Source organism: Actinoplanes sp. DH11 (assembly GCF_020873875.1).
In the GTDB taxonomy this organism is placed as follows: Bacteria; Actinomycetota; Actinomycetes; order Mycobacteriales; family Micromonosporaceae; genus Actinoplanes.
Map to the genome: position 1 here is coordinate 190,252 of NZ_JAHWGU010000010.1, position 22,826 is coordinate 213,077.

The window sequence follows — 22,826 nt, forward strand, 5'->3', positions numbered from 1 at the left end:
CACTACTGGTCGCGAGTATGCGCCAGGGTGGGGTGCGATGCGGGGATCACCCGAGAAAGCGACCGCGGCGCGAGTGTGCGCCGGGGATCACAAGAGCCTAACTTAGCCGCCCTGGCCTGGGCCAGTAGCGAAATGTCACACGCCCGACGACGTCCGCGACGCCATACTTCCGCGAGTCGTCGATGACTAACTCGTTGTCACCCTGGAGCCACCAGCCGCCGTCCTGCTCGCGGATCGCCCGTTTCACCACCAGCAGATCGGGCCGGGAGCGGAACCGTGCCACCACGATGTCACCGGCCCGGATCCGGGCACCACGGCGCACCAGCAGCGCGTCTCCGGACCGCAGCACCGGCACCATCGAGGGGCCGTGCACGAGCACTGCGAACAGCGGTAATTGCCATTTCAAGGCAGCAAGCCTCCGTCGCGTTCCCCCATGGGCGTAAGGGGTACTGTCAATCACGGATCATTGCAAACTCAATGGAGGAGTCCTGATGCGACTTCCGCGTTTCCTCACCCCGCGCACCGTGGTCAGCGCGCACTGCGACCTGCCGTGCGGGGTCTACGACCCGGCGCAGGCCCGGATCGAGGCCGAGTCGATCAAGGCGATCGCCGAGAAGTACCAGGCCAACACCGATCCCGAGTTCCGCACCCGGGCGATCCTGATCAAGGAGCAGCGCGCCGAGCTGGTCAAGCACCACCTGTGGGTGCTCTGGACCGACTACTTCAAGGCGCCGCACTTCGAGAAGTACCCCAACCTGCACCAGCTCTTCAACGAGGCCACCAAGCTCGCCGGTGCCTCCGGCGCCAAGGGCTCGGTCGACCCGGCCGTCGCGGAGCAGCTGCTCGGCAAGATCGAGGAGATCTCCAAGATCTTCTGGGAGACCAAGCAGGCCTGAGGCCCGCAGGAGGCCCGGCGGCGGGACGACCCGGCCGCCGGGCCTGCCTTCACCCTCAGTGAGCGGCTAGAGTCTCCTCCATCAGGAGGAGGGGGTTCGGGTGACTCAGCTGATCCAGACAGAGCCGGACGTCGGCGACGACGTCGTACTACTGACCGTCCCCGCAGACGGTGGGTACCTCGGCGTCCTCCGAACGGCCACCGCCGGTCTCGCGGCCCGGCTGCACTTCGCCCTCGACGAGATCGAGGACCTGCGCATCGCCGTCGACGAGGCGTGCGCCATGCTGCTCGCGATCGCGACCCGCGGCGCCGAGCTGGAATGCCGCTTCGCGGTCACCGACGACGCGCTGACCGTCGAGGTCACGGTCGCCACCGTGCGCGGCGCCCGACTCCCGTCCGAGTCGTCCTTCGCGTGGAAGGTGCTGACCGCGCTGACCACGTCCGCCGAGGCCGAGGCCACCGGGCGGCACGCCACCATCCGGCTGCTGACGCGCCGGACCGAGTTCTAGGCCCGGTCGGGAACGGCTCGGGAGGGCCGCTGACCACGGCCTTGCCGGAACGGTTCGGGACGCCGCTGATCACCGCCTTTGCCGGGAACGGTACGGGAGGCCGCTGACCACGGCCTTTGCCGGGAACGGCTCGGGAAGGCTTCGGTCAGCGTACGGTGCGGGCTATGTAGTCGAGGTGTTCCGCCGCCGCCTTCGTGGCGCCCTCGGCGTCGCGTGCCAGCACGCAGCCCAGCAGTCGGCGGTGATCGCCGTCGATCCGCCCCCAGTAGTCCTCGGGCAGGGAGCCGATCACCTCTTCCCCGTAGGAGGCCTGGTAGAGCGGGCTTCCCACCAGCTCGAACAGCGGATTTCCGGTGGCCTTGGACATCGCCCGGTGGAACGCCGCGTGCGCCGCCATCATCGTGTCGAAGTCGTCGATCGCCGGGTCGAAGAGCGCACCGCGCAGCTCCGTCAGGTGCCCGTCGGTGCGGCGGGTCGCGGCCAGGCCGGCCGCCGGCACCTCGAGCGCGCGCCGCAACTCCAGCAGGTCGGCGAACCCCACGTTCGCGGAGTGGGTGAGCAGCGCGAACCCGGTGGAGAGACCGTCGGCCAACTGCTCCGCGTCGGGATGCGACACGAAGCTGCCGCCGGTGACCCCGCGAGTCGTGACGATCAGGTGCTGACTGGCGAGAAGACGGAGCGCCTCCCGGACGGTGCTGCGGCTGACGCCGATCTTGACGCATAGTTCGGGCTCCGGTGGCAGACGCTCACCGGGCTGAAGGCGCCCTGAGGTGATCTCCGCTCGCAACTCGTCGGCGAGCTGCTGATAGGCGGGTGGACGCACCGCTGAGCCGGTCACCCGTCCAGGTTAGGCCCTGATCGCCCGCCATATACCCGCTAATCGACGCCCAACGCTCGGCTGCTCGGCGGAACCAGGATCAGCACGGCGGTCACCAGAGCGAGCAGCAGCATCGCCAGGCCCAGCCAGAGCATGTCGATCTGGAGCAGGAAACCGCCGGTGGCCAGCAGGAACAGCTGCACCACGACGGCCGGCCCACGGGCGCGGACGGCGCGGCGCCCCAGCCCGCGGGCGACGAAGAAGACGGCGACCGCGGCCAGGGCGGCCATCACGGTGAGCGAGGCGGCGACCGCCACGTCGATCTCACTGCTCGTCAGATCAAGGACGATGAGGTACGCGGTGAGCACGGCGAGCGCGGCCGCCTGTACATAGAGCAGCCGAACCCCCCATTCGAGGGTCGCAGGTCCATCGGTCAGGGGTTTCTCACCGGTCACACCTGCACCATACCGACAGCCGAGCGGGCTTCCGGCAGGTACAGTGCCGCCCATGCGAGCGTTGCTGGTGGTCAACCCCCGGGCGACGACGACCAGTGAGCGCAGCCGCGAGGTCCTGGTCCGGGCGTTGCAGAGCGCGGTGGACCTGACGGTGCGATACACGGAACGGCGTGGCCACGCCACCCGGCTTGCCCGGGAGGCGGCCGAGAGCGGGGTCGACCTGGTCGTCACGCTGGGTGGTGACGGCACGGTGAACGAGGCGGTCAACGGCCTGCTCACCGCATCGACCGCGCTGGCCGAGCTGGCCGGCCCGCCGGCGTTGCGGCTGCCCGCGCTGGCCGTGGTGCCCGGCGGCTCGACGAACGTCTTCGCCCGCGCGCTCGGCATGCCGCGCGACTGGGTGGACGGCGCCGGGGTGATCCTCAACGGCATCCGGGACGGTCGGCATCGAGTGATCAATCTCGGTCGCGCCGACGATCGGTACTTCACCTTCACCGCCGGCCTCGGCTGGGACGCCGCGACCATCCGCAGTGTGGAGCAGGCCCGTCTGCGCGGCCGCACGTCGACGCCGGGGCTCTACTTCCGGTCGATGGCCGGCCAATTCTTCACCGGACTGGACCGTAAGGACCCGCCGCTCGCGCTGGAACGCCCCGGCGAGGAGAGCGCCACCGGCCTCAGCACCGTGATCGTGCAGAACACCGCACCCTGGACCTACGTCGGCGACCGAGCCCTCGACCCGAACCCGGACGCATCGTTCGATCTGGGCCTCGACGTGATGGCGTTGCACCGCCTCAACCTGCCCGCCACCACGCGGACCGTGACACAACTCGCGTGGCGTTCCGGTGATCTTCGAGGTAAACAAGTATTACGGCTGCATGACATCGCCGAGTTCACCGTGGTCGCGTCCCGGCCTCAGGCATTCCAGCTGGACGGCGACTACCTCGGGGAGCGACAGAAAGTGCACTTCGTGTCCGTCCCGTCGGCTCTGCGTGTGATCTGCTGACAACGGGGTACGTGAACCCGGTAGGTGCTCACGATCCGTTACAGAAACACGGTCAAAAGGTCGGCGAAGTGGCCAGGACCGTACTACATTGATGGGAGCGTTCGTCATCCGGCGTCGGCAGTAGCGGCCGAACCGGACATAAGGGTACGTGAGCCAGCTCACCCGCCGGGAGAAACTTCCAGCGCTACCCTTGACATCGCGTGAGTTCGTGAAAGCATTCACAAGCGATAAGAAGTAACCGGTTGCTGCTTGTACGCGTTCCTAATCCAGAAGCGCGGAACAGCCACCAAACACCAAAAGCTTGCTGACGCACTGGTGATCACTCGGGTACAACCCGTGGACAACCACTGCGCATGCATATAGGTAAACAGCACTGTTTTCATTACCCCATCCGAAACAAGGAGTTTGCCGCCATGGACTGGCGTCACGATGCGATCTGCCGCGACGAGGACCCTGAGCTGTTCTTCCCGATCGGGACGTCCGGCCCGGCGCTCCTGCAGGTCGAGCAGGCCAAGGCCGTGTGCCGGCGGTGCCCGGTGACCGAGTCGTGCCTCTCCTGGGCGCTCGAGTCCGGTCAGGATGCCGGCGTTTGGGGCGGGATGAGCGAAGACGAGCGGCGCGCAGTGAAGCGTCGCGGCGGCCTCCGGGTCGGCGCTCCCACCGCCTGATTCAATCCCCCACACAGCATTTGCGCCCCGGGCCTGACGGCACCGGGGCGTCTTGCTGTTTCGGCTCGCTCACCGAGCGTTTCCATTCCACAGTGCGCAATTGCGATCACCGTACGTTTCCCCGCTTCCCCGAAATGATCTCGAAATTCGGATCAGCGCGCATTGCGTCGCCAACTCAACACACTCCGCATCGGAGTGACCCGATCACTCTTTAGTCGCTACCTTGCGCGGAGTGACGGTAACCAGGAGTCACCTGCTCCGTTTACCGGCAAGCAGCCACTTCCCCTACCACTGCGGCTTCACTCATGCCCCCGCCCGAGGTGCGGCTTCGCCCGCTGAGAGCGCCACAGAGCCTCAAGGGATCTCCGCCTGCCCGGCGGTGGCGATCTCCGCGCCGTTGAGCGCTTGAGGCGGCGTACAGGCGGTCCAGCGCCCGGTGTCCCCCGGAAGGGGTAGGCCCGCCCTCTTACGGCCCCTACGGCGCCCGGCGTCTCAGGGCTACTCCGGGGGTGGGGCCGCGCGAAGCAGCGCCTGTTGAGGCCACCATGTGCCGACACACGGCGGGGCGCCACGCGACGAGCATCCAGGCGGACGCGCAGGGTGGGCGGACGCCGAAGCGCAGGGCTGCGCGAACGCCGAAGCGCAGGGCTGCGCGGACACCGAAGCGCAAGGCTGGACGGACACCGAAGCGCAAGGCGCGACAATCGTCTACGCCCGGAGTGGGACCACCGCCAACGCTCACAGTGGGACCACCACCAACGCCCAGAGTGGGACCACGGCCTGAGCGCGGGCTGGGCGATCGGCGAAGGTGAACTCCAGCACGCCGGCAAGGTTGGACGTGGCCGCCCAGGGGGCGCAGGCGGACGCGGCATCACGCGCGCGGCGGCAAGGCGCGGATTCCGCCGGAACCTCTGCCCGCGTCGCCAGCCGGCATGTCGAGCACCTCACCCGCGCGGATCGGATAGATCGTCGAATGCGCACCCGGGCACATGCTGCAGCCGGCCGGCTCCTCCCGGCACACCGGGCGCCACCAAGCCGAAGACAACGGAACACCGTGGACTGGCGTCCGAGCGCCAGTCCGAGCAAGCACCGGTGCGAGCAAGCACCACTCCGGCCGAGCCCCTGGTGCGGGCAAGCGCCGGCCCGGCCGAGCCCCAGCCCAGGCAAGCACCACTCCGGCCGAGCCCCGACTCGAGCAAGCGCCACTCCGGCCGAGCCCCGACTCGAGCAAGCGCCACTCCGGCCGAGCCCCGACTCGAGCAAGCGCCACTCCGGCCGAGCCCCGACTCGGGCAAGCACCAGTCCGAGCAAGCACCACTTCGGCCGAGCCCGGTGCGGGCAAGCGCCGGTCCGGATCAGCGTCGGTCCTGTGAATACCGCGTGCGCATCACTGCGGCCCCCTAGTGGGCTGCGGCGGCACCCGACAAGCCGCCCATGGCGAGATGTTGATCTGCTAGCGATGCGAAATCGCGGTTTCAGGTCCATGATCACCGCGATTTCGCATCGCTAGCAGATCAACACCGCCACGCGAACCCACCGCAGCGGGCATCGCTGCTTGACCGGCACCTATCGGGACACATGAAGCGCTCCCCCACCGCCTGTGGGCACAAGCCGAACCCGACCAGCCAGCAACCACAGGCACAAGCCGAACCCGGCCAGCTCGAGCCCGGGATCAAAGCCTCCGGACGAGGCAATCCGGCGGAGGTCACAGGGCGGACTCGCACGTGGACAGAACACACTGCGGGCCGCCCTGTGGGGCTGAAGGCACACTTCGGAGTGAATCTCATCGGGACGGCTGGCAGGTACGTTCGCCGCGCCAATCAAGAGTGCGTATCCCACCGAGGGCGATGGACGCGCGGCACGATGAGTCGGGAAGCGAGCGCCGAGGAGCAGCGGCACCGGGCGCGGCACCTTCAGGCGGCGGCTGCGAAGGACCCGCTCAGGGCCGCCTTGACGCGGGCGCCGACCAGACGTACCACTTCAGGTGTGTCCCCGAGCGGCTCGGCCGCCAGTACCGCGCCGGCAGACCGGGCTGTGTCGGCCGCCAGGTCGTAGAGGAGGCCTGGCGCCAGGAAGTAGGCGGCCATGCCTACGCGCTGAGCGCCGGCGGCTCGCAGCCGGGTCACCGCTTCGGCGGGGGCCGGACCGGCCCCGGACGCGTATGCCACCTCGGCCGGCAACCCCAACCGGCGGCCCAGGGCCGCGGCCGCGTCCGCCACCGTCGCCCGGGCGGCGGGGTCACGCGTCCCGGCTGAGGCCAGGACGACCCCGTCGAGCGTGGACGGCAGAGCACCATTGGCCGTGGCGAGCGCCCGGCCGAACGGAGAAAAATCCGAAGCTGGAAACGGCGACACACCCGACGGCGGCAGGACGCCGGGGGCGGTGGCGGCCAGGCGGCGGCACAGGGCATCCAGCAGCAGAGGCGACGCCGGGCCCAGCACGTCCGCCAAGGTCACCGTGAGGGGCAGCGCCTCGGCGGCACGGGCGACGGCCGGCAGGTCGACCCGGCCGTGGTAGGCGGCGGTCAGCAGCAGCGGCACCAGGACGGCCCGGCGGGACGGCACCGCGGCGAGCACGTCGAGGGGGCGCGGGCCGGCGTGGTCCAGGTAGGACGCCCGGACCAGCCACTGCGGGTGGGCCCGCCGGACCGCGCCGGCCAGCGCCTCCGTGGTGGCCGCGGCCCGGGGGTCGCGGCTGCCGTGGGCGACGAGGACGACGGCCGGCCGGTGGGCCGGGTTCAGACGTGCAGACCGCATTCGGTCTTCTCGAACATCGCCCAGCGGCCGGCGCGCGGGTCTTCGCCGGCCTTGGTCCGGCGGGTGCACGGCCAGCAGCCGATCGAACCGTAGCCCTTCTTGAACAGTTCGTTGACCGGCACGTTCCACCGGCTGATGTAGCGGTCCACGTCGGTCTGGGTCCACGCCGCGATCGGGTTGACCTTGACTTTGCCCTTCTTGGCGTCGAAGGCGACGACCGGCGTGTTGGCCCGGGTCGGTGACTCGTCGCGGCGCAGGCCGGTGGCCCAGGAGTCGTACTCGGCGAGGGCGCGTTCCAGCGGTTCCACCTTGCGCAGGAAGCAGCATTCGTCGGGGCTGCGGGCGAAGAGGCGGGGACCGTACTCGCCGTCCTGCTGCCCGACGGTCAGCCGTGGGCGGACGGACCGGACGTTGACGTTCATGGTGCGGGCCACGGTGTCGCGGACCTTCAGGGTTTCCGGGAAGTGCAGGCCGGTGTCGAGGAAGACGACGTCGACGCCGGGCGAGACCCGGGAGAAGAGGTGCGCCACGACGGCGTCGGCCATGGAGCTGGTGACGCAGAACCGGGCGCCGAACGTGTCGGTCGCCCACTTGGCGATCTCCTCGGCGGTGCTGCCTTCGAGGTCGCGGCCGGCGGCGGCGGCCAGTTCACGCAGCTCGTCCGGGGTGCGACGGCCCGGTTCGACGCCGGCCACGGGGGCGAGAGCGGGGGCACCGAGGTTTATCAGGCCCAGACCGGTGGCGTTCAGGATGCTCATCTGTTGACTCCCTTGGACAGTAAACCGATGAACTTGACCGAGAAGACGCGCGCGCAGGAGTGGCACTCCCAGGCGCCGTGCGAGGCCTCGTTGGGGCGGAGGTCCTCGTCACCGCAGTACGGGCAGTAGAGGGGCGCTGATCTGGCGTCGCTCATTTCAGGAGCTCCTCGTCGGCGCGGAGCACCCAGTTCGCGAACGTCTCGCCGGAACTGCGGTTGTCCAGGTAGTGCCGGGCGACGCGTTCCACGTACTCCGGAAGCTCCTCGGCGGTGGCCTTGAGGCCGCGCAGTTTGCGCCCGAAACCGGCGGTCTCGCCCTTGGCCATGCCGAGGGCGCCGCCCAGGTGGATCTGGAAGCCTTCCACCTGCTCGCCGTGGGAGTTCATGACCAGCTGGCCCTTGAGTCCGATGTCGGCGACCTGGGTGCGGGCGCAGGCGTTGGGGCAGCCGTTGATGTGCACCGAGATGTCGGCGTCGAAGTCGGCGAGCCGGCTCTCGAGCCGGGCCACCAGCTCTTCGCCGCGGGCCTTGGTCTCGACGATGGCGAGTTTGCAGTACTCGATGCCGGTGCAGGCCATGGTGCCTCGGCGCCAGGCCGAGGGACGGGCCTCCAGCCCGATCTCGCGCAGGGCCCGGACCAGCGGTTCCACGTTCTCGTCGGAGATGTCCAGGACGAGGAGCTTCTGGTACGCGGTGAGCCGCACCCGATCCGAGCCGTGCGCCTCGACCAGGTCGGCGAGCCGGCTGAGCTGGGTGCCGGAGGAGCGGCCGACGACGGGGGCGGCGCCGACGTAGTTGCGGCCGTCGCGCTGCTTGTGCACGCCGATGTGGTCGATCGGCTTCTCCGGCAGGTCCGGCGCGGGCCCGTCGAGCAGGGTCCGGCCGAGGTACTCCTTCTCCAGGACCTCGCGGAACTTGGCGACGCCCCAGTCGGCGAGCAGGAACTTGAGCCGGGCCCGGTGACGCAGGCGGCGGTACCCGTAGTCGCGGAAGATCCCGACGACGCCCTCCCAGACGTCCGGGATCTCGTTGAGCGGCACCCAGACGCCGAGCCGTTCGGCGAGCCGCGGGTTGGTGGAGAGGCCGCCGCCGACCCAGAGGTCGAAGCCGGGGCCGTGCTCGGGGTGGTCGACGCCGACGAACGAGATGTCGTTCGCCTGGTAGGGCCCGTCGGCGAGCCAGGAGATCTGCGACTTGAACTTGCGGGGCAGGTTCGAGTAGCGCGGGTCACCGACGTACCGCTTCACGATCTCGTCGATGGCCGGGGTGGCGTCGATGACCTCTTCGGCGGAGACGCCGGCGACCGGGCTGCCCAGCACGACGCGGGGGCAGTCACCGCACGCCTCGGTGGTCTGCAGGCCGACCGCTTCCAGCCGGCGCCAGATCTCCGGCACGTCCTCGACCCGGATCCAGTGCAGCTGGATGTTCTGCCGGTCGGTGATGTCGGCGCTGTCCCGGCCGAACTCGGTGGAGATCTGCGCGATGGTGCGCAGCTGGGCCAGGTTGAGCGCGCCGCCGTCGCAGCGGACGCGGAGCATGAAGTACTCGTCCTCGAGCTCCTCGGGCTCCAGCACCGCGGTGCGGCCGCCGTCGATGCCGGCTTTGCGCTGGGTGTAGAGCCCCCACCAGCGGAAGCGGCCACGCAGGTCGGCCGGGTCGATCGAGGAGAACCCGCCGTGCGCGTAGATGTTCTCGATGCGCGCCCGGACGTTGAGGGGGTTGTCGTCCTTCTTGCTGCGCTCGTTGGGGTTGAGCGGCTCGCGGTGTCCGAGCGCCCACTGACCCTCGCCGCGCACCTTGCGGGGGCGGGCGGTCGGACCTGCAGCGGGAGTGTTGCTGGGCGCCATCTCGGCGTTCCTCCGGGTTTCGTGGGCGCACGTTGCCGCTCACGGCCCGGTGGAGGCTCGTGACATCTGTGTCAGGAGTGGGCCCGGCGGAAGCGCGCCCGAAAAGGAAAAGCGGGCGTCGTCAGGAAGCCGGACACATCGCGCTGCGGACACGGCCGTAGTCCACGTGGCGGCGGGCCACGAAGCGGCGGTCAACTGCAGCGGTCATGTGGGCAAGCCTCTCACGCCGAACGATTCTGGGCCAGTGCGGTCCAGAATCCGGGAGTGTGCAGAGCAGCACAGCGCGAACGCGTGGTGACCGTCCGCGTACGGGCTGCGGGATCGAAGCTCAGCCACATGGTGTAGTGACAACGCTACGGAAGGTTGACAGGCTCGGCGCAGGCGAAGGTCGATCCTCCGGGAGCCGCGCATTGTCCAGTCCGGCAGCCACCATCCGGGTGTGGGGGCCGTTCCTGGTCCCGGCCACGCTCACCGTCTCGGCCGGGTTGATCGGACTGGCCGTCCCGGACCCGGGCCCCGGCGAGGAACTGACCCGGGTGGCGGCCGGGCTCGACCCCGAAGCGATCCTGCGCGCAGCCCGTGACACCGACGCCGTGAACGCCTTCTACTACCTGCTCATGCACTTCTGGGCCGATCTCGCCGGGCACGACGTCCCGGCGCTGCGGCTGCCGTCACTCGTCGCGATGGGTCTCGGCGCCGGGCTCGCCGGTGAACTGGGCCGGCGCGTCCTGACCCCGGGTGTCGGCCTCCGCGGCGGGCTGTTCCTGGCCGCAGTGCCGGCGGTCAGCAGGTACGCCCAGGAGGCCCGCCCGTTCGCCCTCGCCTTCCTCTGCGCCACCGCGGCCACCCTGCTGCTCTACCGCACCCTGGACCGGCCGCACTGGGGGCGCTGGGCAGGGTACGGCCTGCTCGTCACGCTGACCGGCCTGCTGCACTTCCCGGCGTTGCTGATCCTGGCCGGGCACGCGTACACGATGGTGTCCCGCTGGTCGCTGAGCCGGCAGCCGGCCCTGCTGTGGTGGCTCCCGGTTACCGTGCTGGCCCTCGTACCCCCGGCGCCGTTGATCTCCCTGGGAATGCGGCAGCAGGCCGCGCTCCTCGCCTGGGACCCGGACCTGCCGTGGCGGACCTCGCAGCACCCGCCGGCCGCGCTGCTCGCCTCGGCCGCGGCCCTGCTGTTCCTGCTCGGCCTGGCACTCGCCGCCCGCTGGCCGGACCGGGCCCTGATCCGCGAACTGGCCGTCCTCGCCGCCGTGCCGCCGCTGGCGCTGGCCGTCGCGCTCACCCTGACCGGCAGTTTCTGGGCACCGCACTGGGCTCTTCCGGCGCTGGTGCCGGTCGCGCTCTGCGCCGCGGCCGCCCTGCGCGGGTTGCGCCTGCGGGCAGTGCTCGCGCTGCTCACCGTGGTCGCGCTCGCCCTGCCCCAGCATGAGGCGATCCGCCGCACCGACGCCCACCACAGCCCCGCGGCAGCACCCGGCGGACCCGGCGGCTGACCCCCCGCCCCCGCCCCCGCCCGTCAGCGTTTCGCGAGTGGGACCACCAGGACGGCCTCGGTGCCGCCGCCGGCCCGGTTGCGCATCTCGATGCTGCCGCGCAGTTCCCCGGTGGCGAGCGCCCGCACGATCTGCAACCCCAGCCGCTTGCCGCCCTCGAACTTGAAGCCCTCCGGCAGGCCCTGCCCGTTGTCGGCGACCGTGACGTGCAACTGCTTGCGGAACCGGTGCGCGGAGACCACCACCTCGCCCGCGGTCGCCGGCGCGGGCACCTCCTCGTCGTCGTCCGCCGCCGGGAAGCCGTGCTCCACCGCGTTGATCAGCAGCTCGTTCAGGACCATCACCAACGAGGTGGCGATCTCGGCGGGCAGCACGCCGAACGTGCCTTCGCGGCGCATCCGGACCGGGTAGCTGGTGGCGGCGACCTCGGTGGCGGCGGTGGCCACCCGGTCCACGATGCCGTCGAACTCGACCGCCTCGTCGCTGGACATGGAGAGCGTCTCGTGGACGAGCGCGATCGAGGCGACCCGGCGTACCGACTCCTCGAGCGCCATCCGGGCCTCCACCGCGTCGACCCGCCGGGCCTGCAGGCGCAGCAGCGCCGCGACGGTCTGCAGGTTGTTCTTGACCCGGTGGTGGATCTCCCGGATGGTGGCGTCCTTGGTCATCAGGGCGCGTTCCCGGCGGCGGATCTCGGTGACGTCGCGGACCAGCACCAGCGCGCCGATCGGCACCCCGGCGGGCAGCAGCGGCAACGCCCGGGTGAGCACGGTGGCGCCGCGCGCCTCCACCTCCATCCGGGGCGAGAACTCGCCGCGCAGCGACGACAGGATCCGCTCGGCGGCGTCGTTGCCCTCCAGCGGGTCGGCCGAGAGCCGGACGGCCAGGTTCGCCAGCTCCTCGCCGACCAGGTGGGAGTTGAAGCCGAGACGCCGGTACGCGGACTGCGCGTTCGGGCTGGCGTAGGTGACCTTGCCGGACGAGTCCAGCCGGATGATGCCGTCACCGACGCGCGGCGCCGACGTGGTCTCCCCCGGGTGCCGGGGCGGCGGGAACGTTCCGTCGGAGACCATCTGGGCCAGGTCGTCGGCCGTGGTCAGGTAGTTCAGTTCGAGCTGGCTGGGCGTCCGCGCCGTGCTCAGGTTGGTGTCGCGGCCGATCACCGCGATCACCTCGCTGTACCCCTCCTCCAGGTCGGTGGCGTCGCGCAACCGGACCGGGATGGCCTCGTGGCGGGCGGGGGTGTCGCCGTACCAGACCGGGTCACCCTCCCGCCAGATCCGCTCCTGCGTGAGCGCCACCTCGAGGTGCGCCACCTCCGGCCCGCCGACGATCTTGCCGACCTGGTCGTCCTGGTACGCCGTGGGCGCGGTCACCGGCCGCACCTGCGCGACGCACAGGAACTCCCGCGGCTGCCGCGGCTCCCCCTTGATCGGCACCCAGAGCAGCAGATCCGCGAAGGAGAGGTCGGAGAGCAGCTGCCAGTCACCGGCGAGCCGGTGCAGGTGGTCGATGTCGGCGGGACTGAGGGTGGTGTGTTCTTCGACGAGGTCACGCAGGGTGGACACGAGCCCAGCTTATTTCTAAAGCGTCGTCGTGACCTTCTTGAGGCCGCGAGGCGCGTCCGGGTCCTCACCACGGGCCAGGGCCAGGGCGAGGGCGAGCTTCTGCAGCGGCAGGATGTCGAGCAGCGGGCTGTACCGCTCCTCGACCGCCGGAACCGCGAGCCGCGCGGACGCACCGGGGACGTCGGCCGCGCCGATCGTCACCACGTCGGCCCGGCGCTCACCGAGCCGGGTCACCACGTCGCGCATCGAGCGGCCACCGGGACCGTCGCCGACCACCGCGAGCACCGGCACGTCCGGGTCGGCCATGGCGAGCGGACCGTGCAGCAGGTCGGCGCCGGAGAACGCCAGGGCGGGCAGGTAGGACGTCTCCATCAGCTTGAGGGCGGCCTCCCGTGCGGTCGGGTAGGCGTAACCCCGGCCGGTGGTCACCAGGCTGGAGGCGAACCGGTACCGCTGGGCCAGGTCCTCGGGGCCGGTGTCGGCGAGCACACCCTCGGCCAGCCGCGGCAGCTCGGCAAGCGCCGCCCGCTCCTCGGCGGGCAGCCGGCCGTCGCCCGCGCGCACGCCCTCGACGAGCATCAGCAGCGCCAGCAGCTCGGCCGTGTAGGTCTTGGTGGCGGCGACCGCCCGCTCGTGCCCGGCCGCCACGTCGACGGAGAGCTCGGCGGCCTTGGCGAGCGCCGACTCCGGGTTGTTGGTGACCGCGAGGGTGAGCGCACCCTTCTCCCGGGCCACGCCGAGCACCCCGGTGAGGTCGGCCGATCCGCCGCTCTGGCTGACCCCGACGACGAGCGTGCCGGTGAAGTCGGGCCGCGCGCCGTAGAGCGTGATCGCGCTCGGTGAGGCACTGCCGACCGGCAGCCCCAGGCGGATCTCCGTGAGGTACGCGCCGTAGAGCGCGGCGTGGTCGGACGTGCCCCGGGCCACGAAGAGCACGTTGCGCGGCCGGCGGCGGGCGATCTCGGCCGCGACCTCGGCGATCGCACCGGAGGGACCGGACTCGAGCAGCCGGGCGAAACCGGCCGGTTGTTCCGCGATGTCCGCCGACATGCCATGGCCTCGCTGTGTCACGTGATCCTCCCCAACATCCAAATTTCGCGCAATCGCTGCGCAGTCTTGCAAGAAAAAGCTTACTAGGTCAAGGTTTCGCGCAGGAGTGCGCAAACATGAGGACTGACATATGGCGGCACTTCCCCTAGGGTCTTTGCTCGTGGATTCCCACCCCTCGGCACACCGTGACCTCGCGCGCGCCCGCGCCGCCCTCGAGCGCGGCGACACGGCCGGCGCCGCCGGGCACCTCGCCGGTGCGCTCACCCACGCACCCACCCTGCCCGAGATCCACGAGCTGCTCAGCCGGTTGGCCGCGACCGCCGGCGGCGGGCTCGGCCTGCTGCCGGCCGAGCCGCACGAACCACCCGGCCGGATGGTCGCCCGCGCACACCTGCTCGCCGCCGCCGGCCACCCCGAGGACGGCCTGCCGCTGCTCGTCGCGGCAAGCGCCGGCCAGCCCGGCACCGACTGGGCCGGGGTGCCCTGGGTCGCCGCACCGGCGCTCGGCGCGCGCATCGAGCCCGGCCTGCTGGCCCGCACCGTGATGCGGCTCTGCACCGCGGTCGGCGACCCGGCGCCCGCCGGCACCACCGACACGCTCCGGCCGTACCTCACGGTGATCCGGCACGCGGTCGCCGCGCACGGCGAGCACGCCATGCTGCTCGGCGCCGGCTCGGCACTGGCCCGCCGGCTGGGCGAGGTCCGGCTCGCCGTCGACTGGGCCGCCCGCGGCGCCCGGGCACAACCCTCCAAGCTGGGCGAGATCTGGCTGGGGTACGCGTACCGCAGCGCCGGCCGGATGCCCGAGGCGCTCGCCGCACTGCGCCGGGCCGTCGCCTACGACCCCGACGACCTCTCGGTGTACGCGGACGTCGCCGCCACCCTGGCCGACCTGGACCGGCTCGACGAGGCCCTGCGCTGGACCGAACTGGCCCTGGAACGCGACCCCGACTTCGACTGCGTGGTGCACACCGCGCACCGTTTGCGCTACCGGGCCGACGGCGACGTCGCCCACCTGGTCGAGCTGGCCGACTTCATCCGTGACCACCCGGACGACGCGCACGAGCACACCGACCTGGAGGAGTGCTGCCGGGAGTCGCCCTGGCTCGGCGGCATGCCGTCCGGAGCACCACTGCCGCCGGGACGCGCGCCGGTCAACGCCGAACCGTCGGCGGACGCCGTGCGGCGGCTGCTCCGGGTCGCCACGCCGACCTGGGCGCACCCGCCGGCGGCGTACGACCGGGCGCTCGGTCTGGTCCTGGTCGAGCCGTGGGAGTTGCTCTCGTTGCTCGCCCACCCCGCCGTCACCGAGGCACGCCAGCCGACCGGGCTGGAGGTGTGGGCCTGTCTCGGGCTGCTGCACCACGGCAGTGCCGAGCCGTGGCTCGACTCCAGCCGCCGGCGGCTGCTGCTCGGCCTGCTCGACGGAGACCTGGACCGGGTCACCCAGGCGGCGCTCTTCGCGCTCGTCACCTACGCCTGGGTGGATCCGGGGGCACGCTCCGACGTGGCGGCCGTGGTTGCCGGACGGCTCAGCGAGATGTCCGGCCCGGCGGCCCGCGCGGTCGCCGAGCTGGCTCTCGCCGCGCCCGGCCTGGACCGCCCGACCCGGGAACTGGCCGCGGCCACGATCCGGGTGCCCGTGGTCCCGCGCCAGCGGCGGGTCAACTGGCTGCGGCGGTCGTTCTACAAGCCCTGACGGCCCGTCTCAGGCCTGACGGTCCTTCTTCAGGCCTGACGGTCTCGCAGGCCTGAGAGACCCTCTGAGGCCTAGTTGATGACGGCGATCAGGTCGCCCTCCTGGACGACGTCGCCCTCGCCGACGGCCAGCTGGGCGACCGTGCCGTCCGACTCGGCGATGACCGGGATCTCCATCTTCATGGACTCGAGGATCACCAGCGTGTCCCCGTCGGAGACGCTGTCGCCGACCGAGGCCACGACCTTCCACACGTTGGCCACCATCTCGGCCCGGATCTCGTCAGCCATGAGGGGATCATCCTTCTGCTCGCCGCTGTAGGGAACGTCATCAAATCACGGATACGCCCCGGCCACGTCCCGGCGCGACGGACGGGCCAACTACGATCGGCGTCGAGAAGGCACCACGGAAGGGAGTCCCGCCATGGCGAAGAAGGCCCGCAAGAAGAAGGCCCGCAAGAAGAGCTCTGCCAACCACGGCAAGCGTCCCAACAGCTGAACAAAAAGGCCCGGCATCCGCCGGGCCTTTTGTTTACCGCGTCAGGGACCTAGAGCAGGAACTCCCGGCTCTCGGTCTGCGACTCCAGCTGGCCGAGCTTCAGCCGCAGCCGGTCGCGCAGTTCCGCCGGGGCCCGCTCGTCGCCGCAGCAGCGGCCGACCAGGGCCTTCACCTCGTGCTCGATGCCGAACTCCCGCAGGCATCCGGTGCACTCGTCCAGGTGCTTCTGGATGAGCGAACGCCGCTCCTCACTGCACTCGAGGTCCAGGTAGAGGTAGACCTCGCTGAGGACGATGCTGCAATCGCTGTCGTGTTCGGTGTCGTCGGTCGACATCGGTGTCAGGCCCCCTGCGGCTCGGACGTCGTGGCACGGGTGATGCCCCGCTCGGAGGCGTACTCCTCGAGAAGCTTGCGCAGGTTGCGCCGTCCCCGGTGCAGACGGGACATCACCGTGCCGATCGGCGTGCCCATGATGTCGGCGATCTCCTTGTACGAGAAGCCCTCGACATCGGCCAGGTAGACGGCGAGCCGGAAGTCCTCCGGCAGGGACTGCAACGCCTGCTTGATGTCGCTGTCCGGCAACCGGTCCAGCGCCTCGGTCTCGGCCGACCGCAGACCCTGCGACGTGTGCGACTCGCTCGACGCGAGCTGCCAGTCGGTGATCTCCTCGGTCGGCGCCTGCACCGGCTGCCGCTGCTTGCGCCGGTACGAGTTGATGTAGGTGTTCGTCAAGATCCGGTACAGCCAGGCCTTGAGGTTCGTGCCCTCCTCGAACTGGTGGAACGCGGAGAACGCCTTGAGGAACGTCTCCTGCACCAGGTCCTCGGCATCGGCCGGATTACGGGTCATCCGCAGGCCGGCCGCGTACAACTGGTCGACGAACGGCAGCGCGTCGCGCTCGAACCGCAGACGTCGCTCGTCAGTCCGCTCCTTCTGGGCCACCCTGAACTCCCCCCTCGACCGTGCCGAGGATACGGGTAGTGCCCCTGTAACGCCTTCGAAAACCGCGGGTGTGCTGACGCTCACCGGAGGACTCGCCGGCGGTGTCTCCACTGCCGGCCACTCGGGGGAGCTCAGCAAGCTCCTGACCCGGGTCGCCTCCCGGCCGTCACGCTGGACGAACTCGGTACCGGCACCCACTAGGGATTCCCCTTCCCACGAAAGACTTGCATGTCCTGTAACGCCGTGGGGGTACCTGCCATTCCGCATCCGGCCGGTCATCCGCCTCGTTCCGCGCCCGGCCGGTCATCCGCCTCGTCGCGCGCCCGGCGGTCATCCGCCGCGCGCCCGGGAGGCGTGTCGCCGAGCCCGCGCCGTCGTCATCGAGCGGGCGGGTCCGGGTCACCGCATCAGTGCGCCCAGCCGTGCGACCGCAGCCACTCGACGGCGAGGCGGCCGGTGCCCGCCACGTCCTTGCGCAGATCGTGGACGGCGCCGGGCCGGACGATCACCTCGACGGCGCCGGACGGCTCCGGCACGCCGAACGGGTCCCGGTCCCCGTTGATCACCAGGGTGGGCACCGTCGCGGGCAGCTCACCGGCCCGGCTCTTCTCCGGCTTGCCGGGCGGATGCAGCGGGAACGCCAGCGCGAGCACCCCCGCGGCACCGAGGGTGGTCACGGTCCGGCACGCGACGCGTGCTCCGCTGGAGCGGCCGCCGAGGATCAACGGCAGGCCGGGTACGCCCAACGCGCCCACCACCGTCACCCACGCCTCGTCGAGATGCCCGGCCGGTGCGGGCGCGCGCCGGCCGGCCACCCGGTAGGGCTGGGTGACGAGCGCGACCCGGACGCCCGCCGCCACCGCCGTGTCGTGCACGGCGGTCAGGTCGGGCGCGTCGACCCCGCCACCGGCACCGTGGCCGAGGACGAGCAGGCTCGCCGCCGGACCGGGTGGTTCGGTGAGGCGGACGGCGGCGGGGCCGCGCGGAGTTTCGATCTTCAGTTCTCGGATCGCCGACGCGGAGCTGGACACAAGCTCCGTTTCTATCAGCGACTGACGGTTCTATCAGCGACTGACCGGCAACAGGTTCAACAACCGGCGATCGTCATCGGCCTCGCCGTCCTCGACGAGGTCGCCCTCCGGTGTGATCCGCTCCCGCCACGCGACGAGCATGGCCCGCCGCTCGCGTGGCGTGGTGCCGCCCCAGACCCCGTGGCAGTCGCCGACCTGCAGTGCCCAGGCCAGACATGGACCCTGGACGTCACAGGTGCCGCAGAGCGCGACCGCGCCACCCGACGGTTCGTTCGGCGCCGGGAAGAATGTCTCCGGGTCGACACTGCGGCAGACACCGCGTGTCCGCCAGGCCTCGTCGGTTCGTCGTTGCGCGATCGCCTCGAGCAGCCGCGGGTCGCGTCGCGCGATGGCCACCTCGTGCGGACGCGGCATGCGTGCTCGTGTCATCAGCCCACCTCCCCCGTGGGACCGGAAGTGCTGTGGCGGCCGGACCGCACCTTACGGACCAGTACCACTCCGGCGTCGGTTTGTACCGCACCGTACAAGATCAGAACAAGGGGGTGATCTATCTTGAAACAAAGTTGTCAATTCGAAATAGGCGCATAAACCGACAAAGACCAACGTTGATCTTCGGAAGTTCAGAAAAGCGTCACCTCGGCGGCAGGCTCCAGCAACTGCGGTCCGTTGTTGCGAACATTGCCCACATCCGGCCCCACCGCGCGCACCTCGATGGCCTCCAGATCCCGCTCCGGCAGCGGCCGCAACAGCCGCTCCGGATCACCACCGCCGGCCAGCCAGTCGCCCCACCGGTCCGCCGGCAGGATCAGCGGCATCCGGTCGTGCACCCGGGCCAGCCCACCCACCGCCGCGGTGGTCACGACGCTGCACGTCAGCACCGACTCCGGCCCCCACGCCGACCAGAGACCGGCGAACGCCAGCGGCGAGCCGTCCGCAGGCGTCATGTAGTACGCCTGCTTCTGCTTGCCCGCCCGCACCCACTCGAACCAGCCGTCCGCCGGAACCAGGCAGCGCCGCCGCGCGAACGCCGGCGCGAACGACCGCAACGTCGCCACCGTCTCCGCCCGCGCATTGATCATCCGAGCTCCGCCGCGCAGATCCGGCGCCCACGGCGGCACAAAGCCCCAGCGCGCCGTCCCGAGCACCCGCCCACCGTGCGACACCGAGTTCCGGACGAGCGGCACCGACTCGGTAGGCGCCACGTTCCAGCTGGCCCGCAACGGCTCCGCCACATCCACCGCCTCGAAGAACGTGCTGAGGTCGGCGTTGCTCCTGGTGGTCGCGTATCGGCCGCACATGCGCTGCAGGTTACGCCGCCGGAGGCCGGTCGTCCGCCCCCGCCGCACCAACGCCGGACGGGCGCACGGTGGGTGGATGGCCGCGGTGGGCGGCGAACCGGCAGGCAGGGCGGAAGGCACGGCAGGCAGGCGGACCGGCAAGCAGGCACGGCACGGCAGCCGGGCGGCAGCCGAGGTGCAGTAGGCGGCGTGCTGCTTCTTGCCTTCGGCTTCTGGCGGCGGGTGCGCGAGGAGCCGCGGCCCGCTGCGGTGGGTCCGCGTGGCGTTTGTTGATCTGCTAGCGGTGCGAAATCGCGGTTTTAGGCCCATGATCACAGCGATTTCGTAGCGCTAGCAGATCAACATCTCGACGGGGACTGCCCGTGCGGTGTCACCGGGGCCAGCAAGGAAGGCGCCGATCGATGCGCGAGCGGTATCGGCTGGGCAGCGATCGAGGCGCCGGCGCGGCTGGCAGCAGGGAGCTGGGGCAGGGGCCGGGAGCAGGGAGGGCGGGAGCAGGGCCGGGAGCAGGGGGCGGAAGCAGGGGGCGGGAGCAGGGAGGGCGGGAGCAGGGCCGGGAGCAGGGGGCGGAAGCAGGGGGCGGGAGCAGGGAGCAGGGGACACCGGGGAGGCAGGAGCGGATCGCGGCAACGGCCTGCTCGGCCGCCGCGCTCGCCTGGACCCGCTCGACTGTGGGCGCGCACTCGATGTATCCACCGGCCATGGGCGCGCTCCCACGGAAAGCGCGGCACTCCGCACAGTAGATATAAGGAAAGCGCGGGAAATCACGCGGCACGCGAGGGAAAACGCGGCCCGCGCCGGCGCGCCTCACAAGGCGTCGGATGTGTCGGCTCAGGACGAGGAATGCCGGGCGTACGGTGCGCTGAGCGATGGGGTACGCCGCGCCGATGACTGCGTGTACGCCCGAGGTATGCCGGCACGGTGACTGGACCGACCCGGAGGTACGCCAAGACGGCAGCCGAGCGCACTCCCGGCGTATGCCGGCATGGTGACTGGACCGACCCGGCGGTACGCCAAGACGGCGGCCGCGCGCACTCCCGACGTATGCCGTGGGGGTGGCTGAGGGGACGCCGGGGTACGCCGGGACGGTGACTGCGCGTACCCCTGGCGTCTCGGGGGGCGGGAACGCGGGACGGTGACGGGTGGTGGCGGCGGCAGAATGGGCGGGTGACTGCTGAACCTCGCCCCTGGCTCGCCCCGTCCGCTTCCGGCCCGGTCGCGGCGACCGTGCGACTGCCCGGCTCGAAGTCGATGACCGCGCGCGCCCTGGTGATCTCCGCGCTTGCCGGTGGCCCCTCGGTGATCGAGGCGCCGCTGCGGGCGCGTGACACCATGCTGATGGCTGCCGGTCTGCGGGCGCTCGGTGTGGACGTGGACACCGGGGCGGACGATCGGTGGGCGGTGCGGCCGGCGGCGCCGCGTGGGCCGGCGCGGGTCGATGTGGGGCTGGCGGGGACGATCATGCGGTTCCTGCCGCCGGTTGCCGCGCTCGCCGACGGGACCGTGGAGTTCGACGGGGATCCGCACGCGCGTAACCGGCCGCTGCGACCGGTTGTCGAGGCGCTGCGCTCGCTCGGTGTCGCGATCGAGGCGTCGCCGGCCGGCGGGCTGCCGCTCACGGTGCACGGCACCGGCCTGGTCGAGGGCGGTGAGGCGGTCATCGACGCCTCCGGTTCCAGCCAGTTCGTCTCGGGTCTGCTGCTCTCCGCGCCGCGCTTCGCCAAGGGCCTGACCCTGCGGCACGAGGGACCGCCGGTGCCGTCGGCGCCGCACCTGCGGATGACCACGCACATGCTGCGGGCCGCCGGCGCGACCGTGGACGAGAGCGTGCCCGATGTGTGGACGGTCGAGCCGGGCGCGCTGCGCGGATCGACCTGGACGATCGAGCCGGACCTCTCCGGTGCCGCGCCCTTCTTCGCCGCCGCGGCCGTCACCGGTGGCGCGGTCACCCTGGCGGGCTGGCCGGCGGACAGCTGGCAGCCGGTGGACCGGATGGCCGAGCTCTTCACCGCGCTGGGCGCCGAGGTGACCCGGTCGGACGCCGGCCTGACCGTGCGGGGCACCGGCACGCTGCGCGGGATCACCGCCGACCTGTCCGAGGTCAGCGAGCTCACTCCGGTCTTCGCCGCGCTTGCCGCGCTCGCTGAGGGCCCGTCCGAGCTGCGCGGGGTGGCGCACATCCGGGGCCACGAGACGGACCGGATCACCGCGCTCGCCACCGAGCTCGGCAAGGCCGGTGCCGGGGTCACCGAGTTCCCGGACGGGTTGCGCATCGTGCCGGGCGCGCTGCGCGGCACGACCTTCGAGACGTACGCGGACCACCGGATGGCCCACGCGGCGGCGGTTGTCGGCCTCGCCGTGCCGGGCATCCACCTCGCCGACGTAGGTTGTACGTCGAAGACGTTGCCCGAGTTCCCGGAACTCTGGGCGGGACTCGTGTCGAGGAGTTAACTCTGCCAGGGCGTAAGCGGGAGTACGACGAGGACGACGTCCGGGTGCGGCCGGGACGCTCGTCCCGTCCGCGTACCCGGACCAGGCCGAAACACGACGACGCCGTCGAGGCGCTCGTCATCACGGTCGACCGCGGGCGGTACGGCTGTGTCCGCGAGGACACCGGCGAGATCGACGTGATCACCGCGATGCGGGCCCGGGAGCTGGGCCGCAAGTCGGTGGTGGTGGGTGACCGGGTGTCGCTGGTCGGCGACGTGACCGGGGCACCGGGAGCGCTGGCCCGGATCGTGCGGATCAGCGAGCGGACGTCGGTGCTGCGCCGCACCGCCGACGACGACGACACCACCCCGGAGGGCCGGCTGGAGCGGGTCGTGGTGGCCAACGCCGACCAGCTGGTCATCGTGAGCGCGTTGTCCGACCCGCCGCCGCGGACCGGGTTCATCGACAGGTGCCTGGTGGCGGCGTACGACGCCGGTGTCGAGCCGCTGCTCTGCCTCACCAAGGCCGACCTGGCCGGGCCGGAGCAGGTGCTCGACTACTACGCCGAGCTGGACCTGCCGTACGTGCTGGTCCGCCCCGGAAGCGACCTGGAGGAGCTGCGCGGCCGGCTGGCGACGCGGATCTCGGTCCTGGTCGGCCATTCCGGTGTCGGCAAGTCCACGCTGGTGAACCGGCTGGTGCCGGACGCGTTGCGGGCGGTCGGTGTGGTCAGCGCGATCGGCAAGGGCCGGCACACCTCGACGAGCGCGGTGGCGTTGCGGCTGCCGCCGGTCGGCGGGTCCCGCAAGGATCCGGGCTGGATCATCGACACGCCCGGGATCCGCAGTTTCGGGTTGGCCCACGTGAGCGCCGAGAGCCTGCTGCACGGCTTTCCGGACCTGGTCGAGGGGACGCTGGAGGACCAGCCGAACTGCGGGCACAGTGCGGCCGACTCGGACTGCCGTCTGGACGCCTGGGTGGCGCAGGGCCATGCGGATCCGCGACGGCTGGCCTCGTACCGCAGGCTTCTCAGCTCACGCGCCGGCGACCTGGACCCGCAGCGGGAAGAGGGATCCACCGCCTAGCGCGCGGGCCGTCATGCACTAACTT

General features: G+C 71.2%; 23 protein-coding genes. 9 read left to right on the top strand and 14 right to left on the bottom strand.

The features are described from left to right. Positions 1–97: 97 nt before the first annotated feature. The gene (locus tag LPA41_RS17005; protein ID WP_229071364.1) at positions 98–406 is read right to left on the bottom strand and encodes a S26 family signal peptidase; all 309 of its coding nucleotides are present in this window, start codon (positions 404–406) and stop codon (positions 98–100) included. An 85-nt stretch (positions 407–491) separates the two neighbouring features. Between LPA41_RS17005 and sodN the strand changes: the two genes are divergently transcribed. Both sodN and LPA41_RS17015 read left to right on the top strand, forming a co-directional pair. After that, positions 492–896, top strand: coding sequence for a superoxide dismutase, Ni (gene sodN / locus LPA41_RS17010; protein ID WP_127543292.1), 405 nt, complete (start codon positions 492–494; stop codon positions 894–896). Between the two features lie 100 nt (positions 897–996). Beyond that, a complete protein-coding gene (locus LPA41_RS17015) occupies positions 997–1,404 on the top strand; it encodes an ATP-binding protein (RefSeq protein WP_229071365.1) in 408 nt (135 codons plus the stop codon). Positions 1,405–1,549: 145 nt separating this feature from the next. Here LPA41_RS17015 and LPA41_RS42995 read toward each other — a convergent pair whose 3' ends face one another. Beyond that, positions 1,550–2,242 (bottom strand): FadR/GntR family transcriptional regulator, encoded by a 693-nt coding sequence (locus LPA41_RS42995; protein ID WP_229071366.1) that lies wholly within the window; start codon positions 2,240–2,242, stop codon positions 1,550–1,552. 38 nt (positions 2,243–2,280) lie between these two features. Beyond that, positions 2,281–2,676, bottom strand: a complete 396-nt coding sequence (locus tag LPA41_RS17025) for a hypothetical protein (protein WP_229071367.1) — start codon at positions 2,674–2,676, stop codon at positions 2,281–2,283. A gap of 52 nt (positions 2,677–2,728) precedes the next feature. On the opposite strand from LPA41_RS17025, the gene LPA41_RS17030 reads away from it, so the two are divergent. Then, the gene (locus LPA41_RS17030) at positions 2,729–3,679 is read left to right on the top strand and encodes a diacylglycerol kinase family protein (protein ID WP_229071368.1); all 951 of its coding nucleotides are present in this window, start codon (positions 2,729–2,731) and stop codon (positions 3,677–3,679) included. A gap of 413 nt (positions 3,680–4,092) precedes the next feature. Next, positions 4,093–4,347, top strand: a complete 255-nt coding sequence (locus LPA41_RS17035) for a WhiB family transcriptional regulator (protein WP_014447395.1) — start codon at positions 4,093–4,095, stop codon at positions 4,345–4,347. A gap of 1,913 nt (positions 4,348–6,260) precedes the next feature. On the opposite strand, the gene LPA41_RS17040 is transcribed toward LPA41_RS17035, so the two are convergent. The 3 genes from LPA41_RS17040 to LPA41_RS17050 all read right to left on the bottom strand — a co-directional run bounded on the left by LPA41_RS17040 (position 6,261) and on the right by LPA41_RS17050 (position 9,707). Next, entirely contained in the window at positions 6,261–7,103 is an 843-nt protein-coding gene (locus tag LPA41_RS17040; RefSeq protein ID WP_229071369.1) for a sirohydrochlorin chelatase, read from the bottom strand. Then, positions 7,085–7,861, bottom strand: a complete 777-nt coding sequence (locus LPA41_RS17045) for a phosphoadenylyl-sulfate reductase (RefSeq protein WP_229071370.1) — start codon at positions 7,859–7,861, stop codon at positions 7,085–7,087. Before LPA41_RS17045 ends, LPA41_RS17040 begins: the two co-directional genes overlap by 19 nt. Before the next feature lie 151 nt (positions 7,862–8,012). Beyond that, positions 8,013–9,707: a nitrite/sulfite reductase gene (locus tag LPA41_RS17050; RefSeq protein ID WP_229071371.1), complete on the bottom strand. Its 1,695-nt coding sequence runs from the start codon at positions 9,705–9,707 to the stop codon at positions 8,013–8,015. 410 nt (positions 9,708–10,117) lie between these two features. On the opposite strand from LPA41_RS17050, the gene LPA41_RS17055 reads away from it, so the two are divergent. Continuing rightward, a complete protein-coding gene (locus LPA41_RS17055) occupies positions 10,118–11,203 on the top strand; it encodes a glycosyltransferase family 39 protein (protein WP_229071373.1) in 1,086 nt (361 codons plus the stop codon). Between the two features lie 23 nt (positions 11,204–11,226). Here the strand turns inward: LPA41_RS17055 and LPA41_RS17060 are convergent, their stop codons facing one another. Further along, positions 11,227–12,771, bottom strand: a complete 1,545-nt coding sequence (locus LPA41_RS17060; RefSeq protein ID WP_229071375.1) for a sensor histidine kinase — start codon at positions 12,769–12,771, stop codon at positions 11,227–11,229. 15 nt (positions 12,772–12,786) lie between these two features. Then, complete coding sequence (locus tag LPA41_RS17065; protein ID WP_229071575.1) at positions 12,787–13,821, bottom strand: SIS domain-containing protein; 1,035 nt, start codon at positions 13,819–13,821, stop codon at positions 12,787–12,789. Positions 13,822–13,981: 160 nt separating this feature from the next. Here LPA41_RS17065 and LPA41_RS17070 point away from each other — a divergent pair, with 160 nt between their 5' ends. Next, positions 13,982–15,520 (top strand): tetratricopeptide repeat protein, encoded by a 1,539-nt coding sequence (locus tag LPA41_RS17070; protein WP_229071377.1) that lies wholly within the window; start codon positions 13,982–13,984, stop codon positions 15,518–15,520. Between the two features lie 71 nt (positions 15,521–15,591). Here LPA41_RS17070 and LPA41_RS17075 read toward each other — a convergent pair whose 3' ends face one another. Beyond that, positions 15,592–15,807, bottom strand: a complete 216-nt coding sequence (locus LPA41_RS17075; protein ID WP_229071379.1) for a biotin/lipoyl-binding carrier protein — start codon at positions 15,805–15,807, stop codon at positions 15,592–15,594. Between the two features lie 133 nt (positions 15,808–15,940). Here LPA41_RS17075 and LPA41_RS43290 point away from each other — a divergent pair, with 133 nt between their 5' ends. After that, positions 15,941–16,015 carry a 50S ribosomal protein bL37 gene (locus tag LPA41_RS43290; RefSeq protein ID WP_369752275.1) on the top strand — a complete coding sequence of 25 codons (75 nt, stop codon included), beginning with the start codon at positions 15,941–15,943 and terminating at the stop codon, positions 16,013–16,015. 49 nt (positions 16,016–16,064) lie between these two features. On the opposite strand, the gene rsrA is transcribed toward LPA41_RS43290, so the two are convergent. The 5 genes from rsrA to LPA41_RS17100 all read right to left on the bottom strand — a co-directional run bounded on the left by rsrA (position 16,065) and on the right by LPA41_RS17100 (position 19,286). Then, positions 16,065–16,349 carry a mycothiol system anti-sigma-R factor gene (rsrA, locus tag LPA41_RS17080; RefSeq protein WP_229071381.1) on the bottom strand — a complete coding sequence of 95 codons (285 nt, stop codon included), beginning with the start codon at positions 16,347–16,349 and terminating at the stop codon, positions 16,065–16,067. A 5-nt stretch (positions 16,350–16,354) separates the two neighbouring features. Beyond that, positions 16,355–17,155, bottom strand: coding sequence for a sigma-70 family RNA polymerase sigma factor (locus LPA41_RS17085; protein WP_229071383.1), 801 nt, complete (start codon positions 17,153–17,155; stop codon positions 16,355–16,357). Between the two features lie 209 nt (positions 17,156–17,364). Next, positions 17,365–17,988, bottom strand: coding sequence for an alpha/beta family hydrolase (locus LPA41_RS17090; RefSeq protein ID WP_374238168.1), 624 nt, complete (start codon positions 17,986–17,988; stop codon positions 17,365–17,367). A 33-nt stretch (positions 17,989–18,021) separates the two neighbouring features. After that, a complete protein-coding gene (locus LPA41_RS17095; RefSeq protein ID WP_229071385.1) occupies positions 18,022–18,417 on the bottom strand; it encodes a WhiB family transcriptional regulator in 396 nt (131 codons plus the stop codon). A 191-nt stretch (positions 18,418–18,608) separates the two neighbouring features. Continuing rightward, positions 18,609–19,286 carry an SOS response-associated peptidase gene (locus LPA41_RS17100; RefSeq protein WP_229071386.1) on the bottom strand — a complete coding sequence of 226 codons (678 nt, stop codon included), beginning with the start codon at positions 19,284–19,286 and terminating at the stop codon, positions 18,609–18,611. Positions 19,287–20,453: 1,167 nt separating this feature from the next. Between LPA41_RS17100 and aroA the strand changes: the two genes are divergently transcribed. Then, a complete protein-coding gene (gene aroA / locus LPA41_RS17105; protein ID WP_229071388.1) occupies positions 20,454–21,737 on the top strand; it encodes a 3-phosphoshikimate 1-carboxyvinyltransferase in 1,284 nt (427 codons plus the stop codon). Positions 21,738–21,739: 2 nt separating this feature from the next. Further along, on the top strand, positions 21,740–22,801 hold the full coding sequence (gene rsgA / locus LPA41_RS17110) for a ribosome small subunit-dependent GTPase A (protein ID WP_229071579.1): 1,062 nt from the start codon (positions 21,740–21,742) through the stop codon (positions 22,799–22,801). The last annotated feature ends 25 nt before the right edge of the window (positions 22,802–22,826 follow it).

Excerpts from the sequence above, each read along its gene's own strand:
- rsrA (WP_229071381.1), bottom strand. The coding sequence starts at position 16,349 with ATGTCGACCGACGACACCGAACACGACAGCGATTGCAGCATCGTCCTC.
- LPA41_RS17075 (WP_229071379.1), bottom strand. The coding sequence starts at position 15,807 with ATGGCTGACGAGATCCGGGCCGAGATGGTGGCCAACGTGTGGAAGGTC.
- LPA41_RS17050 (WP_229071371.1), bottom strand. The coding sequence starts at position 9,707 with ATGGCGCCCAGCAACACTCCCGCTGCAGGTCCGACCGCCCGCCCCCGC.
- LPA41_RS17030 (WP_229071368.1), top strand. The coding sequence starts at position 2,729 with ATGCGAGCGTTGCTGGTGGTCAACCCCCGGGCGACGACGACCAGTGAG.
- LPA41_RS17065 (WP_229071575.1), bottom strand. The coding sequence starts at position 13,821 with ATGTCGGCGGACATCGCGGAACAACCGGCCGGTTTCGCCCGGCTGCTC.
- LPA41_RS17095 (WP_229071385.1), bottom strand. The coding sequence starts at position 18,417 with ATGACACGAGCACGCATGCCGCGTCCGCACGAGGTGGCCATCGCGCGA.
- LPA41_RS17045 (WP_229071370.1), bottom strand. The coding sequence starts at position 7,861 with ATGAGCATCCTGAACGCCACCGGTCTGGGCCTGATAAACCTCGGTGCC.
- LPA41_RS17040 (WP_229071369.1), bottom strand. The coding sequence starts at position 7,103 with ATGCGGTCTGCACGTCTGAACCCGGCCCACCGGCCGGCCGTCGTCCTC.
- sodN (WP_127543292.1), top strand. The coding sequence starts at position 492 with ATGCGACTTCCGCGTTTCCTCACCCCGCGCACCGTGGTCAGCGCGCAC.
- LPA41_RS17100 (WP_229071386.1), bottom strand. The coding sequence starts at position 19,286 with ATGTGCGGCCGATACGCGACCACCAGGAGCAACGCCGACCTCAGCACG.
- LPA41_RS17035 (WP_014447395.1), top strand. The coding sequence starts at position 4,093 with ATGGACTGGCGTCACGATGCGATCTGCCGCGACGAGGACCCTGAGCTG.